The 13,973-nt window shown below is 71.0% G+C and carries 17 protein-coding genes; 7 read left to right on the top strand and 10 right to left on the bottom strand.

Translation table 11 applies throughout. The annotated features are described in order from the left end of the window. A partial coding sequence (locus VM306_RS25705; RefSeq protein ID WP_325519510.1) for a hypothetical protein occupies positions 1 to 191 on the top strand: 191 nt, incomplete at its 5' end. 45 nt (positions 192 to 236) lie between these two features. Further along, complete coding sequence (locus VM306_RS25700; protein ID WP_325519508.1) at positions 237 to 440, top strand: AMED_5909 family protein; 204 nt, start codon at positions 237 to 239, stop codon at positions 438 to 440. A 111-nt stretch (positions 441 to 551) separates the two neighbouring features. Here VM306_RS25700 and VM306_RS25695 read toward each other — a convergent pair whose 3' ends face one another. The 4 genes from VM306_RS25695 to VM306_RS25680 all read right to left on the bottom strand — a co-directional run bounded on the left by VM306_RS25695 (position 552) and on the right by VM306_RS25680 (position 4,254). After that, positions 552 to 1,715 (bottom strand): acyl-CoA dehydrogenase, encoded by a 1,164-nt coding sequence (locus VM306_RS25695; protein WP_325519506.1) that lies wholly within the window; start codon positions 1,713 to 1,715, stop codon positions 552 to 554. Between the two features lie 78 nt (positions 1,716 to 1,793). Further along, the gene (gene purE, locus VM306_RS25690) at positions 1,794 to 2,282 is read right to left on the bottom strand and encodes a 5-(carboxyamino)imidazole ribonucleotide mutase (protein WP_325519504.1); all 489 of its coding nucleotides are present in this window, start codon (positions 2,280 to 2,282) and stop codon (positions 1,794 to 1,796) included. Continuing rightward, positions 2,279 to 3,466 (bottom strand): 5-(carboxyamino)imidazole ribonucleotide synthase, encoded by a 1,188-nt coding sequence (locus tag VM306_RS25685; protein ID WP_325519502.1) that lies wholly within the window; start codon positions 3,464 to 3,466, stop codon positions 2,279 to 2,281. The genes purE and VM306_RS25685 overlap by 4 nt, the downstream gene beginning before the upstream one ends. Further along, a complete protein-coding gene (locus VM306_RS25680; protein WP_325519500.1) occupies positions 3,430 to 4,254 on the bottom strand; it encodes a helix-turn-helix transcriptional regulator in 825 nt (274 codons plus the stop codon). Before VM306_RS25680 ends, VM306_RS25685 begins: the two co-directional genes overlap by 37 nt. Before the next feature lie 67 nt (positions 4,255 to 4,321). Here VM306_RS25680 and VM306_RS25675 point away from each other — a divergent pair, with 67 nt between their 5' ends. Then, on the top strand, positions 4,322 to 5,080 hold the full coding sequence (locus VM306_RS25675; RefSeq protein WP_325519498.1) for an NAD(P)-dependent oxidoreductase: 759 nt from the start codon (positions 4,322 to 4,324) through the stop codon (positions 5,078 to 5,080). Here VM306_RS25675 and VM306_RS25670 read toward each other — a convergent pair. The 4 genes from VM306_RS25670 to VM306_RS25655 form a co-directional block, all read right to left on the bottom strand. Further along, entirely contained in the window at positions 5,038 to 5,976 is a 939-nt protein-coding gene (locus tag VM306_RS25670) for a hypothetical protein (protein ID WP_325519496.1), read from the bottom strand. The genes VM306_RS25675 and VM306_RS25670 overlap by 43 nt on opposite strands. Next, positions 5,973 to 6,767, bottom strand: coding sequence for an ABC transporter ATP-binding protein (locus tag VM306_RS25665; protein WP_325519494.1), 795 nt, complete (start codon positions 6,765 to 6,767; stop codon positions 5,973 to 5,975). Before VM306_RS25665 ends, VM306_RS25670 begins: the two co-directional genes overlap by 4 nt. Then, positions 6,764 to 7,144 carry a GntR family transcriptional regulator gene (locus tag VM306_RS25660; protein WP_325519491.1) on the bottom strand — a complete coding sequence of 127 codons (381 nt, stop codon included), beginning with the start codon at positions 7,142 to 7,144 and terminating at the stop codon, positions 6,764 to 6,766. The genes VM306_RS25665 and VM306_RS25660 overlap by 4 nt, the downstream gene beginning before the upstream one ends. 114 nt (positions 7,145 to 7,258) lie before the next feature. Then, on the bottom strand, positions 7,259 to 7,999 hold the full coding sequence (locus tag VM306_RS25655) for a GGDEF domain-containing protein (RefSeq protein ID WP_325519489.1): 741 nt from the start codon (positions 7,997 to 7,999) through the stop codon (positions 7,259 to 7,261). Between the two features lie 167 nt (positions 8,000 to 8,166). Here VM306_RS25655 and VM306_RS25650 point away from each other — a divergent pair, with 167 nt between their 5' ends. The 3 genes from VM306_RS25650 to VM306_RS25640 all read left to right on the top strand — a co-directional run bounded on the left by VM306_RS25650 (position 8,167) and on the right by VM306_RS25640 (position 11,559). Next, the gene (locus tag VM306_RS25650; protein ID WP_325519487.1) at positions 8,167 to 10,392 is read left to right on the top strand and encodes a sigma-70 family RNA polymerase sigma factor; all 2,226 of its coding nucleotides are present in this window, start codon (positions 8,167 to 8,169) and stop codon (positions 10,390 to 10,392) included. Between the two features lie 101 nt (positions 10,393 to 10,493). Beyond that, positions 10,494 to 11,093, top strand: coding sequence for a GtrA family protein (locus VM306_RS25645; protein ID WP_414672454.1), 600 nt, complete (start codon positions 10,494 to 10,496; stop codon positions 11,091 to 11,093). After that, entirely contained in the window at positions 11,023 to 11,559 is a 537-nt protein-coding gene (locus tag VM306_RS25640; RefSeq protein ID WP_325519485.1) for a GtrA family protein, read from the top strand. Before VM306_RS25645 ends, VM306_RS25640 begins: the two co-directional genes overlap by 71 nt. 70 nt (positions 11,560 to 11,629) lie before the next feature. Here the strand turns inward: VM306_RS25640 and VM306_RS25635 are convergent, their stop codons facing one another. Both VM306_RS25635 and VM306_RS25630 read right to left on the bottom strand, forming a co-directional pair. Further along, positions 11,630 to 12,904: an ATP-binding protein gene (locus VM306_RS25635; protein ID WP_325519483.1), complete on the bottom strand. Its 1,275-nt coding sequence runs from the start codon at positions 12,902 to 12,904 to the stop codon at positions 11,630 to 11,632. Further along, positions 12,904 to 13,578: a response regulator transcription factor gene (locus VM306_RS25630; RefSeq protein ID WP_325519481.1), complete on the bottom strand. Its 675-nt coding sequence runs from the start codon at positions 13,576 to 13,578 to the stop codon at positions 12,904 to 12,906. Before VM306_RS25630 ends, VM306_RS25635 begins: the two co-directional genes overlap by 1 nt. 31 nt (positions 13,579 to 13,609) lie before the next feature. On the opposite strand from VM306_RS25630, the gene VM306_RS25625 reads away from it, so the two are divergent. After that, on the top strand, positions 13,610 to 13,973 hold a 364-nt coding region (locus tag VM306_RS25625; RefSeq protein ID WP_325519479.1), incomplete at its 3' end, for an inositol monophosphatase family protein.

Below are 13,973 nucleotides of genomic sequence, written 5' to 3'. Positions count from 1 at the left end.
GGCTGACCTTCGGCGGGGCTTGTATCGCGATCGGTGCGCCGGACGAGGATGATCCGGCGTTGCTGGCGAGCTACATGCGGAACCTGGCCAACTGCGCTATCGCGCTCTCGTCCTCGCTGGCTGGTGCTGAAGGACGGCACTCGCTCCGCTACTCCGACGACCTCGGCGAGTCGGATGCAGGGAGGTTGTGATGACGGTGGCTGAGCAGAAGGTGACGTGGGCACGGGTCCGCTCAAGTGCAGTCGTTGAGCGAGGCGCATGACCTGTTGCCTCGGCTGATGCCGCGCAACGGAGCTGATCCGGCGGAACTGCGGAAGTTCCACGAGAAGAGCGCAGCCGTGTACCAGAAGGTCGCGGAGTTGGACCGAGGTCATCACCACGAAGCGCTCTACTGGGCTGACCGCGAAGCCCGGTTGGCGCGGGAGTTGGGCGGAGGCTGATCTCCGAAACCCCTCTGACCGACAACCGAATACCTGTTGGTGTGTCGCACGGGAGCAGTCGAAAGTCTTGGCGGCCTCGACCGCTTCCCGGCGACGTACCGACGTGGTGTTCTAGCCGTTCAGGACGGCGCGCGACATGACGACGCGCTGGATCTGGTTCGTGCCCTCGTAGATCTGCGTGATCTTCGCGTCCCGCATCATCCGCTCCACGGGGAAGTCACGCGTGTACCCCGCGCCGCCGAACAGCTGCACGGCGTCGGTGGTGACCTCCATGGCAACGTCGGAGGCGAAGCACTTGGCGGCGGCGGTGATGAAGCCGATGTTCGCCTCACCGCGCTCGGCCTTCGCGGCCGCGACGTAGACCATGTGGCGGGCTGCCTCGATCTTCATGGCCATGTCGGCGAGCATGAACTGCACGCCCTGGAAGTCCGAAATGGACTTGCCGAACTGCTTGCGGTCCTTGACGTACGCGACCGCGGCCTCGAGCGCGCCCTGGGCGATGCCGACGGCCTGCGCGCCGATCGTCGGACGCGTGTGGTCCAGCGTCTTCAGAGCGGTCTTCAGGCCGGTGCCCGGCTCGCCGATGATGCGGTTCGAAGGGATCGTGCAGTTCTCGAAGTAGATCTCGCGGGTCGGCGAGCCCTTGATGCCGAGCTTGCGCTCCTTGGGACCGACCGAGAAGCCGGGGTCGTCCTTGTGCACCACGAACGCCGAGATGCCCTGGGACTTCTTGGGCGCGTTGGGGTCCGTCACGGCCATGACCGTGTACCAGGACGACTCGCCGGCGTTGGTGATCCAGCACTTGGTGCCGTTCAGCACCCAGTGGTCACCGTCCAGCTGAGCGCGCGTGCGCATCGACGCGGTGTCGGAGCCTGCCTCGCGCTCCGACAGCGCGTAGGACGCCATGGCCTCGCCGGAGGCGATGGACGGCATGACGAGCTGCTTCAGCTCCTCGGAGGCCGAGAGCAGGATCGGCATGGTGCCCAGCTTGTTCACCGCGGGGATCAAGGAGGACGACGCGCAGACGCGGGCGATCTCCTCGATGACGATGCAGGTGGCGACGGAGTCCGCGCCCTGGCCGTCGTAGGCCTCGGGGACGTGGACTGCCGCGAAACCTGCCTTGACCAGGGCGTTCTGGGCTTCTACCGGGAAGCGCTCGTTCTCGTCGACCTCGGCCGCGAACGGCTTGATCTCCTTCTCGGCGAGCGAGCGGACGGCCTCTCGCAGCGCCTCGTGCTCCTCGGCGAGCTGGTAGGTGCCGAAGCTCGGGTTCACCTTGTTACCTCCCGGTAGCGAATACTCGGCACGATGTTAGCGCCCGTTCACCACGGGCGCCGCTGTGCCGTTGAGCACTCAGAGGGACTTCTGCAGAGCCGCGTCCTTGTCTAGTACGAGCTGCTCGAGTTCTGCCTGGAAGCGGGCCATGCGCTCCTGCAACGACGGGTCGGAGGCGGCCAGCACGCGGACCGCCAGCAGGCCCGCGTTGCGGGCTCCACCCACCGAGACGGTGGCGACCGGGACGCCCGCGGGCATCTGCACGATCGACAGCAGCGAGTCCATGCCGTCGAGGTACTTCAGCGGCACCGGGACGCCGATGACCGGGAGCACGGTGGCCGAGGCGACCATGCCGGGCAGGTGCGCCGCGCCGCCGGCGCCCGCGATGATCACGCGCAGGCCGCGGGAGGCGGCGGACGACGCGTAGTCGAGCATGCGCTGCGGGGTGCGGTGCGCGGAGACGACGCTCACCTCGAACGGCACGTCGAACTCGGCGAGCGCCTCGGTGGCGGCCTTCATCACCGGCCAGTCCGAGTCGCTGCCCATGATCACGCCAACCTGAGTCACTCCGAGCTCCCGTGAATGTCGTATCCGTCTGACCAGACGCCGGTGGACAGCCAGTGCGCGGCCAGGCGAGCGCGCTCGCGGACCGACGCCATGTCGTTGCCGAGGAACGTCACGTGCCCGACCTTGCGGCCCGGCCGTTCCTCCTTGCCGTAGAGGTGCACGTGCGCGTCCGGGAACCGGGCGAACAGGTGGTGCACGCGCTCGTCCGGGCCCATCGCCGGGGTGTCGGAGGCGCCGAGGACGTTCGCCATCACGACGGCCGGCGCCATCAGGTCGGTGCGGCCCAGCGGGTAGTCGAGGACGGCGCGCAGGTGCTGTTCGAACTGCGACGTGCGGGCGCCCTCGATCGACCAGTGGCCGGAGTTGTGGGGACGCATCGCCAGCTCGTTCACCACGACGCCGTCGGCGGTCTCGAACAGCTCCACGGCCAGCACGCCGACCACGCCGAGCGCGTCGGCGATCTTCAGTGCCAGCTCCTGCGCGCCGTCGCCGTCCAGGGAGGGGGCCGGCGCCAGGACCTCGACGCAGATGCCGTCGGACTGCACGGTCTCGACGACCGGCCACGCCGCGCCCTGCCCGAACGGCGAGCGCGCCACGACGGCCGCCAGCTCGCGGCGCATCGGCACGCACTGCTCGACCATCAACGGCGTCCCGGCCTCCAGCAGCTCGGCCACGACCCGCTCGGCGCTCTGCGGGGTGTTCAGCATCCACACGCCGCGACCGTCGTAGCCGCCGCGGATCGACTTCAGCACGCACGGCCAGCCGTTCGAGGCGCCGAACCGCACCACGTCGGCGACGGAGTGGACCTCGGCGAACGGCGGCACCGGCAGTCCGAGCTCGGCGAGTTTCACGCGCATCTTGAGCTTGTCCTGCGCGTACTGCAGGGCGTCCGGACCGGGGTGCACCTTCACGCCTTCGGCCACGAGCGTGCGCAGGTGCTCCTGGGGCACGTGCTCGTGGTCGAACGTGACGACCTCGCAGCCCTTCGAGAACGCGCGCAACGCGTCCAAATCGGTGTGCGTGCCGAGCACCACGTCGCGGGCCACCAGGGCGGCGGGGTCGTTCTCGGAGACGGCGAGCACGCGCAGGGACTGGCCGAGCGGGATCGCGGCCTGGTGCGTCATGCGGGCGAGCTGCCCGCCGCCGATCATGCCGACGACGGGGAGACGGGTACGGGAGTCCACGGTTCAGGCAGCCTACCTGCAGCTTCTGCGGACCTCACCAGCAGATCCAGCCGTCGGGCGGTGACGCTGCCCTCGGGTGCGACGTGGATCACGAGTCGCTGGTCGTGCTCCGGCGCGCCGAGCACCTCGCAGTCGAACTCGAGCATTCCCACGACCGGGTGACACAGCCGTTTGCGGGCCGAGCGGCGCACCGCCACGTCGTGCTCCGCCCACAGCCGGGCGAACAGCGGGTTCGCCATCAGCTCGGCGACGAGCGCCTGCGCGGCCGGGCGGCGGGCGAGGGTCGCGCGCAGGTCGGCGACGTGCGACCGCGCCGACGACTCGCGGTCCTGCGCCGGGACCCAGCTCTCGTCCCCCAGGAAGAACCTCCTGAGCAGGTTCTGACCGACGACCTGGCCGAACACCAGCTCGGAACGAGGGGTCGCGGCCAGCACGTCGCCCAGGTCGGAGATCACCACGGCGAGGTCGTCGCGCAGCCGGTCGAGCAGCAGCCGGACGCCGGGACGGACCGAGGTCGACGCGGGCTCCTCCGGCACGGCCTCGCCCGCCAGCCGGAACAGGTGGGCGCGTTCGTCGGCACCGAGCTCCAACGCCCGCGCGATCCCGTTCAACACCGACACCGACGGGTGCGGGCCGCGGGCCTGTTCGAGGCGTGCGTAGTAGTCGACCGACACGCCCGCGTCCGCCGCGACCTCTTCGCGACGACGGCCCGGCGTGCGCCGCCGTCCTCCGCGCTTCGGCTCCAGCCGCTCGCGACGGCTGCGCAGGAAGTCCGCCAGTTCACGCATGGCTCCACGGTAGCCGCGCACAAACAGTCCCTGGCTGCACCCAGGAGGCCGGAACACGCTGGGACACATGAAGATCGCGATGACGGGGGCGACCGGACGGGTCGGCAGCAGGCTCCTGCCCCACCTGCGCGAGCAGGACCACGACGTGCGCGCACTGACCGGCAGGCTCGAGGACACCGGGGCGGTGCGGGAGCTCGTCGACGGCGTGGACGCGGTGGTGCACGTGGCCGCCGCGCTGCGCACGAGCACGGACTTCGAGGGCGTGAACGTCCACGCCACCAGGGCGTTGGCCGAGGCGAGCAAGGACGTGCCGCTGTTCGTCCACATCAGCACGAACCTGGTCTACCCCGGCGGACTGGGCAGGCCCGCGACCGAGGACGACCCCGCCGACCCGGACCAGGCCTTCGGCGACTACCCCCGCACGAAGGCCCTCGGCGAACGAGCGGTGCTCGACACCAGGGAGGCGACGATCCTCCGGCTGGCCTTCGTCTACGGCGACGGCGACCCGCACCTGGAGGAGTCGCTGCGCTGGGCGTCGGCGTGGCCGGGCCACCAGCGGCTGCACATGGTGCACCACGTGGACGTGGCGCAGGCAGTGGAAAAGGTCCTCGGCACGAGCGCCACCGGGATCTTCAACATCGCCGACGACAGCCCGGTCACCGCCGTGGAACTGCACCAGCTGAACGGCCTCACCCCCGATGAGGCCGTTCAGCAGGACTTCGACCCGTGGCAGGGAATCGTGAGCACCACCCGCGCGCAACGGGAGCTCGGGTTCCGGCCGCGCTACCCCTCCGCCTGGGCGGCGACCGTCTCCGGCGCGCTCTGAACGGCCAGGCGGCGGTGGGAGCGCGTCGGCTTCCACCCGCCGCCCCGGCGCAGGATCCGGAACGCCACCGCGAACAGCGCGAGCGCCAGCACGACGAACAGGCCGCACTCGAGGAACTGGAAGAGCCCGATCCGGTCCGCGGGCTGGTAGTCGACGTACGTGCCGACCGCCGCGTTCGAGCTCGCCATGCAGTTGCCCGGGTTGACCGGGTGGATCCGCTGGCACTGCGCGGTCACGGCCACCGCGTCGAGACGGGAGTCGACGAAGCCCCTGCCGAGCTCCAGCGCCTCCGGCGGCACCTGCGGCGTGCTGTCCCAGCGGGCGATCGACCGCGCCGCCGGCACCAGGTGGTCGCGGACCACGACGGACGTCAGCACGCGCACCAGCGTGTAGAAGACCAGCGTCGCCGCCATCGCCGTGACCACGTGCCGGGTCAGGAGGCCGGTCAGCACACCGAGGGCGAGGCCGAAGAGCGCGTACCCGGCCTGCACGGCAGGGCTCGCCTCGAACGCGCCCCACGTCGGCACCTGGTCACCGGTGAAACCGTCCCCGAGCCCGATCACCGCGCCGAGCACCACGGCCAGCAGGCCGAGCACGACCACCTTGCCGCGCAACCACCGCACCGGCGTGACGTCCTGGCCCCACGCGACGAAGTACGTGCGTTCCTCCAGTTCGCGGGCGATCAGCGGAGCGCCCCAGAACACGCCGATCACACAACCGAACACGAGCTGCACGAAGATCGCGTAGAAGCCAGGCAGCATCAACGAGCCCACCAGCTGCCGTTCGGCCTCGGTCGAAACGAGGATGGAGGCGGCACCCAGGGCGAGGGCGGTGACGCCTACGACCGGCCACCGGTGCTGACGCCAGGTCAGCCAGACGATCGAGCCCGGTGTCATGCCACACGCTCCAGGTGCGCCACGACCAGTTCCTCCAGCGTCACGTGCCGCGCGGTCCACGGCTCGTCGATCGGCGTGCCACCGGAGCGCACCAGGTACGAAGACTGCGAGACGCCGTGCTTCGCCAGCACGACACGCCCTTCCACCGGCGACTTCGAAGCGTGCGGGCCCGTGTAGAGGACGTGTTCCTCCAACAGCTCGTCGGTGTCGCCGTCGATCAGCAGCCGGCCGCCCGAGAGCAGCAGCAGCCGGTCGGCGATGCCGCCGATCTCCGCGACCACGTGCGTGGAGAAGACCAGTGTCGTGCCGTTGTCGCTCACGTCGGTCAGCAGCTCCTTCATGACCCTGCTGCGCGCCAGCGGGTCCAGCTCCGCCAGCGGTTCGTCGAGCATCAGCACGTCCGGGCGCGAGCCCAGTGCCAGAGCCAGCGTCACGTGCGTGCGCTGACCTCCCGACAGGTCGCCGAACTGCAACTCGCGCGGCACCTTGTACCTGGTGATCCACTCGTCGGCGCGCTCGTGGTCCCAGACCCTGTTCATGCGGCGGCCGAACGCCAGCACGTCGGCGACCTTGAAGCCCTTGTACATCGGCTTGTGCTGCGGGACGTACGCGACGCGGCCCGCGACCGCGCAGTGGCCCGAGTACGGCGGCAGGTGCCCCGCCAGCACGTTCAGCAGCGTCGACTTCCCGGAGCCGTTGGCCCCGGCCAGTGCGGTGACGCTGCCGGGTGGCAGCTCGAAGGAGACGTTCCGCACCGCCCACTTCGACACTTCGGCCGCAACAACGCTCATCGCGCTCCCCCGCTCAGCACCTCGCGCAGCAGCGCGTAGATGTCCTCGTCCTCCAACCCGGCGGAGCGTGCCTCCGCGACCCACGCGGCGAGCTTGTCGCGCAACGGGTCGAGGTCCTCGGGGGCGGCGGACCCCAAGGTGCCCCTGACGAAGGTGCCGGAGCCCTGGCGGGCTTCGACCAGGCCGGCGAGCTCCAGCTCGCGGTAGGCCTTGAGCACCGTGTTCGCGTTCACGCCGCTCGTGGCGACGACGTCGCGGACCGTCGGCAGCCGATCGCCCGGCTGCAACCAGCCGAGCCTCATGGCCTCCCGGACCTGCCGGCCCAGCTGCAGGTACGCGGGAAGACCACTGCCGCGGTCGACGTGGAACTCGACCACGCACACTCCCCAGATTGTTCTAGTGAACTAGCACAATAGAACACTTCTGCGGGTGCGGGGAAGCGGCCCTGGTGGGGACACGGCGAGAGCCGCGGGCGCGGGACAGGGGGGAGGTCAGCGCCCGAGCGAGATCAGCAGCGCACGAGCCTCGTCGTGCGTGGCCGGCAGCTGTTCGACCCAGACCTTCGCGGGCCCGGACGGCCGGACGTCGGGGTCGTCGGCGAGCCGGTCGGCCGTCAGCACCCTCAGGTTCGAGACCCTCCGCGTGAGCAGTTCGTCACGGCGAACCAGCACCGCGGCCACACACGGCCCGAGGGTCGCCAACGTCTCGCCGCCGTCGAAGACCGTGCGCAACGCGTCCGAGACGAGCGTCATGGCGACGACCCGCGACCAGCCGGACGCGCGGTGCACGTCGAGACGCAGCAGCACGAGCGCGTAGTCGAGCGACGCGACGGGCGTCTCCCGGTACACCTCACCCAGCCGCGTCCTCAGGTAGGCGGCAGTCGCCAGCCCGGTCAGGGGGTTCTCGGCCGTGCAGTCACCGGCCTGCTTCGTCACCACGTCCGCCCACCCCAGTGCTGTCATGCGCAACATCCGCGAAGGAAGCGCGTCCACGTTCGGCGACACCATGTGCGACGCCTCGGTCAGCACGGCGTGCAGCGCGGCGAGGTCCAGCACCGTCTCGCCGAGCCCGGCGCCCGCCTCCGCTCTGGCACGGCCCAGTCTGACCAGCGCGTCCCCGGGGTCGGCCTCGTCCAGCATCGCCGCGCACACGTCGTCGACCGCGGCGATCGGCCAGTCGGCGGGGAACGCCCAGCCGGCGGCCATGGAGGCGGTGCGCCACCTCGACTTCAAGAGGCGCTCCGCTTGTGCGACACCCACCCGGTTTCCTCCCGCTCTGCCGATTCCAGGTGGGAGACGCGTCCGTCGCTCATTCGTGACGCAACCCGCGCGGGGGATTGAGGTGACTCTTCGCAACGCCGTAAGTCACACTGAGCGCTCCGAGGAGGGAAACGAAGACTGTGGCGATCGTTCCTGCAGATGTACAGGGGCCCAGCGACGCGGAACTCATCGAGTCCGTTCGCAACGGGACCATCGACTCCTACGGCCAACTGTACGAACGCCACGTCTCGGCGGCCTACAACCTCGCCCGCCAGTTGACCCGGTCGCAGGCCGAGGCCGACGACCTCGTCTCCGAGGCCTTCGCGAAGGTCCTGGACGCGTTGCGCGCCGGGCGCGGTCCCGACGCGGCCTTCCGCGCCTACCTCCTCACGGCGCTGCGCCACACCGCGTACGACAAGACCCGCCGCGACAAGAAGGTCGACCTCACCGAGGACATGACCGACGTCGCGCCTCCGGTGGCGTTCAGCGACCCAGCGGTCGCCGGTCTCGAACGGTCGCTGGCCGCCCGCGCGTTCGCCGCGCTGCCGGAGCGCTGGCAGATGGTGCTCTGGCACACCGAGATCGAGGGCCAGTCGCCCGCCGAGGTCGCCCCGCTGCTCGGGCTGACGGCCAACGGCGTGTCCGCACTGGCCTACCGCGCCCGCGAGGGCCTCAAGCAGCAGTACCTGCAGATGCACCTGGCCGAGACCGGCGCGGAGCGCTGCAGGGCCACCGTCGACCGGCTCGGCGCCTGGACGCGCGGTGGCCTGTCCAAGCGCGAGGCGACGCAGGTCGAGACGCACCTCGACGAGTGCGGCCGGTGCCGTGCGCTCGCCGCCGAGCTCGCGGACGTCAACGGCGCGTTGCGGATCTTCGTCGCCCCGCTGGTCCTCGGCATCGGCGCCACCACCTATCTCGTCTCGGCCGGCACGACCACGGCCGTCGTCGGTGCCGGAGCGGCCGCCGGTGGCACGGGCGCCGCCGGTGCCTCGATCCCCCGCCAGCTCGTCACGGTCGGCGGTTCCGCTGCCGCCGTGGCCGCGGCCGTGGTGATCGCCCTGGCCGCCGGCAGCGGCGAGCAGGCGCCGCCCCAGGTGCAGGCCGAGCCGCCGCCGACGCAGACGCAGGTCGTGCAGCCCCCGGCCCCGAAGCCGCCGGTGCCTCCGGCCCCCACGACGGAACCTCCCGTCCCGGCCCCGTCGCCCACGCCGGAACCGCCGGCGCCGGCCCCCGAAGCCCCGCCACCCGCTCCGGAACCGGAGCCGGAGCCGGAACCCGCGCCGGAGCCCGCACCGCCGTCGCTCAGCCCGACAACGCCGAGCGGCTACACGCTGACGCCGGGCGAGGAGGCGAAGGACTTCCCGATCACCGTCAAGAACACCGGCGGCACCGCGGCACCGCCCGCGAGCATGCTGCTGACCCTGCCGCCGGGCGTGCTGTCGACCGGCGGGCCGGTGTCGTTCGCCGCACGGGCGCTGCAGCTCGACGGCGCGGCGGACCAGTCCGTCGACTGCCCGGCCGGCAGCGGCGTGATCGCGTGCGTGACACCCCAGGGCATCGCGCCCGGCGGGCAGGCGACGTTCCTGTTCCGGCTGAAGGCGACGCACGAGGCGGTGCCCGGCAGGATCACCGGCACGATCAGCGCCGGGGCGTCGATCTCGGTGAACGTCGACGTCGAGGTCGACGTGCCGCCGGTGAACGACGACTTCGAGCTCTCCGTGTCCACGTGGCACGAGGTGTACTGGGACCCGCGTGTCGACGTGAAGGTGCGCAACACCGGCCCGCGCGCCGGCACGCTCAAGCTGGACGTGTCGTCGTCGGAGAACATCGTGATCTTCACGGCGTACCGCGAGTGCTCGCGGACCGACCAGAACACGATCCGCTGCGTCGCCGACCTGGAGAAGGACGGCAGGTTCCGGATGTCCCTCTGGGCGTTCGGGCGGCCGCACAAGGGCGGAACGGTCACCGTCAGGGCCACGCTCGGCAACGCCGCGAAGTCCGTCACGGTGCCGGTGAGGACGCACCCGGACCGCCCGCCCGTCGAGGAGGAGCCGGACCCGCCGACGAGCACGCCCACGGCCGTGCCGCCTCCGCCGACGGCGACCACGACCACGCCGCCGGTGAAGCCGACCGTGCCGGCGGAGCCCACCAGGCCGGGCACCCCGACGGAGCCCACCAAGCCGGCCCTGCCGCCGGTGCTCCCGCCGTCGACGACGGTGACCGAGCCCTCGACCTCGGTGCCGCCGTCCTCACCGGAGCCGACCGCGCCGCCGAGGACCGGGGAACCGTGCGAGCAGTGGCCGGGCCTGCTGCCGCCGCTCATCCCCGACCTGCTCGGACTGCCCTGCCCGCCGGTGCGGAGTTGATCTTTTGTTGTCACGCAACGTGCAGGTCGGACACCTCTGCGTTGCGGTGCGCAACACCCGGAGGCGGACACCGCCCCCTTGATCCGTAAGCTGGCGCGGTGCTGCCTGCCGTTCGCCGGGCCATGAGCCGGTTGCCAGAACCACTCCAGTTCCTGCTGCACAAGCACCGCGAGATGATCCGGTTCGCCGTGGTCGGCGGCACGACGTTCGTGATCGACAACGGCGTCTGGTACGCGCTGAAGCTCACCGTGCTGACCGACAAGGTCGTCACGGCTAAGGTCATCGGCGTGCTGGTGGCGATCATCGCCTCGTACGTGCTGTCCCGCGAGTGGTCGTTCCACACCCGCGGCGGCCGCGAGCGCCACCACGAGGCAGCGCTGTTCTTCCTGGTCAGCGGCATCGGCGTGGCCATCAACATCCTGCCGCTGTGGCTGTCGCGGCACCTGTTCGGCCTGCAGGCGCCGTTCGTGCCGGTCCTGACCGAGGAGATCGCGGACTTCGTGTCCGGCTCGATCATCGGCATGCTGCTCGCGACCGGCTTCAAGTTCTGGGCGATGCGCCGCTGGGTGTTCCCCGACGCCGGCGCCCGACCTGACAGGCGCGTTCACCCCATCTCCGTAGACTCGTCACGTGTCTCTAGCCGAAACAGTGGTCTCCCGGTTTCCGGAACCGATCCGGTCGATCGCGCTGAAGCATCGTGAACTAGTCAAGTTCGCCCTGGTCGGGGGCACCTGCTTCATCATCGACACCGCCCTGTTCTTCGGGATCAAGATCCTCGTCCTGCCGAACAACCCGGTGACCGCGAAGATCATCGCGACCCTGGTCGCCACGATCGTGTCGTACATCCTCAACAGGGAGTGGTCGTTCCGCACCCGCGGCGGCCGGGAACGCCACAACGAGGCGCTGCTGTTCTTCCTGGTCAACGGCATCGGCATCGTCCTGAACTCGGCGCCGCTGTACATCGCGCGGTACGCGTTCCACCTCCAGGAACCGCACGTGTCGCGGCTCACCGAGGAGATCTCGGACTTCCTCAGCGCGCAGATCATCGGCACGCTGATCGGGATGGCCTTCCGCTGGTACGGCTACAAGAACTGGGTGTTCCCCGACGAGAACGGCCGCGTCCCCAAGCGGTCGATCGAAGAGGAGAAGGAGCTCGGCCACTCCTGAGCGGCCTGGTTCGGACCTCCAGGCTGGGACCGCCGGGCTGGCGCGACCGAGTTCACCGGCCCCCGCGCCGCTACCGGGGTGTGCTCGGCGCCTTCCACGGGATCCCGACCACGTCCTGGGCCTTCGGCACCGGCAGGAACACCGCGAACGTCGCCGGCCGCGCCGTCGACAGCTCCAGCCGCCCGCCGTCCGCGTCGACCAGCGCCCGTGCGAGCGCCAGTCCCACGCCCGTCGAGCCGCCGCCGGAGACGCCGCGCTCGAAGATGTGCGCCGCCAGCTCGTCCGGGACGCCCGCACCGCCGTCGCTGACCTCGACCACGACCGTGCCGTCCTCGCCTCGGGCGGAGACGACCACGGAGCCCTCGCCGTGGCGCAGCGCGTTGTCCAGCAGCACACCGATGGCCTCGCGGAGGCGGGCCGGCGTGGCGCGTGCCAGCAGGCCGTCCGGGACGCGCACGCGCAGCGCCCGCCCCTGCGACTTCACCTGTTCGCGCCACTCCTCGGCGATGGCGGTCAGCGCGGGGCGCAGTTCCAGCGGTTCGGCGCCGACGGCTCTGGCCGCGCGGGCCGCCGCGAGCAGTTCGTCCAGCACGGCGGCCAGGCGTTCGGCCTGTTCAAGAGCCGCGCGGGCTTCGGCGGCGGTGTCCGGTTCCGGGTGCTCTGCGAGGGCCTCCAGGCGCAGTTGGAGGGCGGTCAGCCTGCTGCGGAGCTGGTGGGAGACGTCGCCGACCAGCTCGCGTTCGCGTTGGACCAGCCGGGCCAGGGCCGTGGCGGAGGTGTCGAGGGCCTCGGAGACCGCGTCCAGCTCCTCGATGTTGTAGCGCTGCTCGTCGGCGCGGAAGTCGCCCGCGCCCAGGCGTGACGCTCGGGCCGCCACGTAGCCGAGGGGTCGGGCAAGCGTTTGCGCCGTCACGAGGGCCACGACGGTGCCGGTGCCCACCGACAGTGCGAGCAGGAACAGCACCAGTCCGGCCACCTGGGCCTGGCTGGTGTGCATCGGGCCGGAGGGGATCTCCAGGCGGACGGTGCCCTGCTGCGCGATCGGCAGTTCGGCGGTCAGCGGGTCGGCGCCCGGTGAGGGGCCCACGACGTTCGTGGTCCCGCTCGACACGACGGTGAGGCGGCCGTCGGTGGGGATGGCGATCTTGACGGCCTCGATGTCGATCTCGCGCCGGTTCGCCAGCTGGTCGTCGAGCGTCGTCGCGATCTGCTGGGCGCGTTCGGTGAGGGCGCCGCGGGCGGTGTCCTCGACGAGCTGCAGCGCCGTGTAGCCGAGGGGGATGCCGAGCACGAAACCCGTGACGGCCACGGCGAGCAGGATGGCCCGCAGGATGCGGCGGCGCATCAGTCGGCGTTGAAGCGGAAACCGCGGCCGCGGACGGTCGCGATGCGGCGCTCGGCCGAGTTGGGTGTGCCGTCACCGAGCTTCCGGCGCAGCCACGACATGTGCATGTCGAGCGTCTTGCTGCCCTTGAGGTCCGGGTCGTTCCACACCTCGGAGAGGATCTCGTCGCGGCTCACGACCTGGCCCGCGCGCTGGATCAGCACCTTGAGCAGCTCGAACTCCTTGTTCGCCAGCTGGATTTCGCCGCCGTCGACCGTGACGCGGCGGGCGGCCAGGTCGACGCGGACGCCGTTGACCTCCAGCGTGCCCGGTGCCCGGCGGCGCAGCAGGGCGCGGATGCGGGCCATCAGCTCGGCGAGGCGGAACGGCTTGGCGACGTAGTCGTCGGCGCCCGCGTCGAGCCCGACGACGAAGTCGACCTCGTCGGCACGGGCCGTGAGCATCAGCACGGGGATCCCCCTGCCGCTCTGGCGGAGTCTGCGGCACACCTCCAGCCCGTCCATGCCCGGCAGGCCGAGGTCCAGCACCAGGAGGTCGATGCCCCCGGCGATGGCGGCGTCGAAAGCACTCGGACCGTCCCCGACGACCTGCACCGAATAGCCCTCCCGCGTCAGAGCGCGGGAGAGCGGTTCCGCGATGGCCGGGTCGTCCTCGGCCAGCAACACCACGCTCACGGCCCCAGCGTATTCGTGGAACGATCGCCGCGTGTCACACCACGATGCTGATCTCGAACTCGCTCTCCGCCTCGCCGACGCCGCCGACGCGATCACCGCGACCCGTTTCCGCGCCCACGACCTCGCCGTGGAGCGCAAGCCGGACCGCACGCCCGTCACCGATGCCGACGTGGCGGTGGAGGACGCGATCCGTTCGGTGCTGTCCTCCGAACGCCCGGACGACGTCATCATGGGCGAGGAGCGCGGCGGCACGCTGGACGCTGCACGCGTGTGGGTCCTCGACCCGATCGACGGCACCAAGAACTTCCTGCGCGGTGTACCCGTCTGGGCGACGCTGATCGCCCTCGTCGTCGACGGCGTGCCGGTCGTGGGGGTCGTGTCCGCGCCCGCGCTGG

This window comes from Lentzea sp. (assembly GCF_035525475.1).
Classification (GTDB): Bacteria; Actinomycetota; Actinomycetes; order Mycobacteriales; family Pseudonocardiaceae; genus Lentzea.
This window is presented reverse-complemented; position numbering and strand designations above follow the sequence as displayed.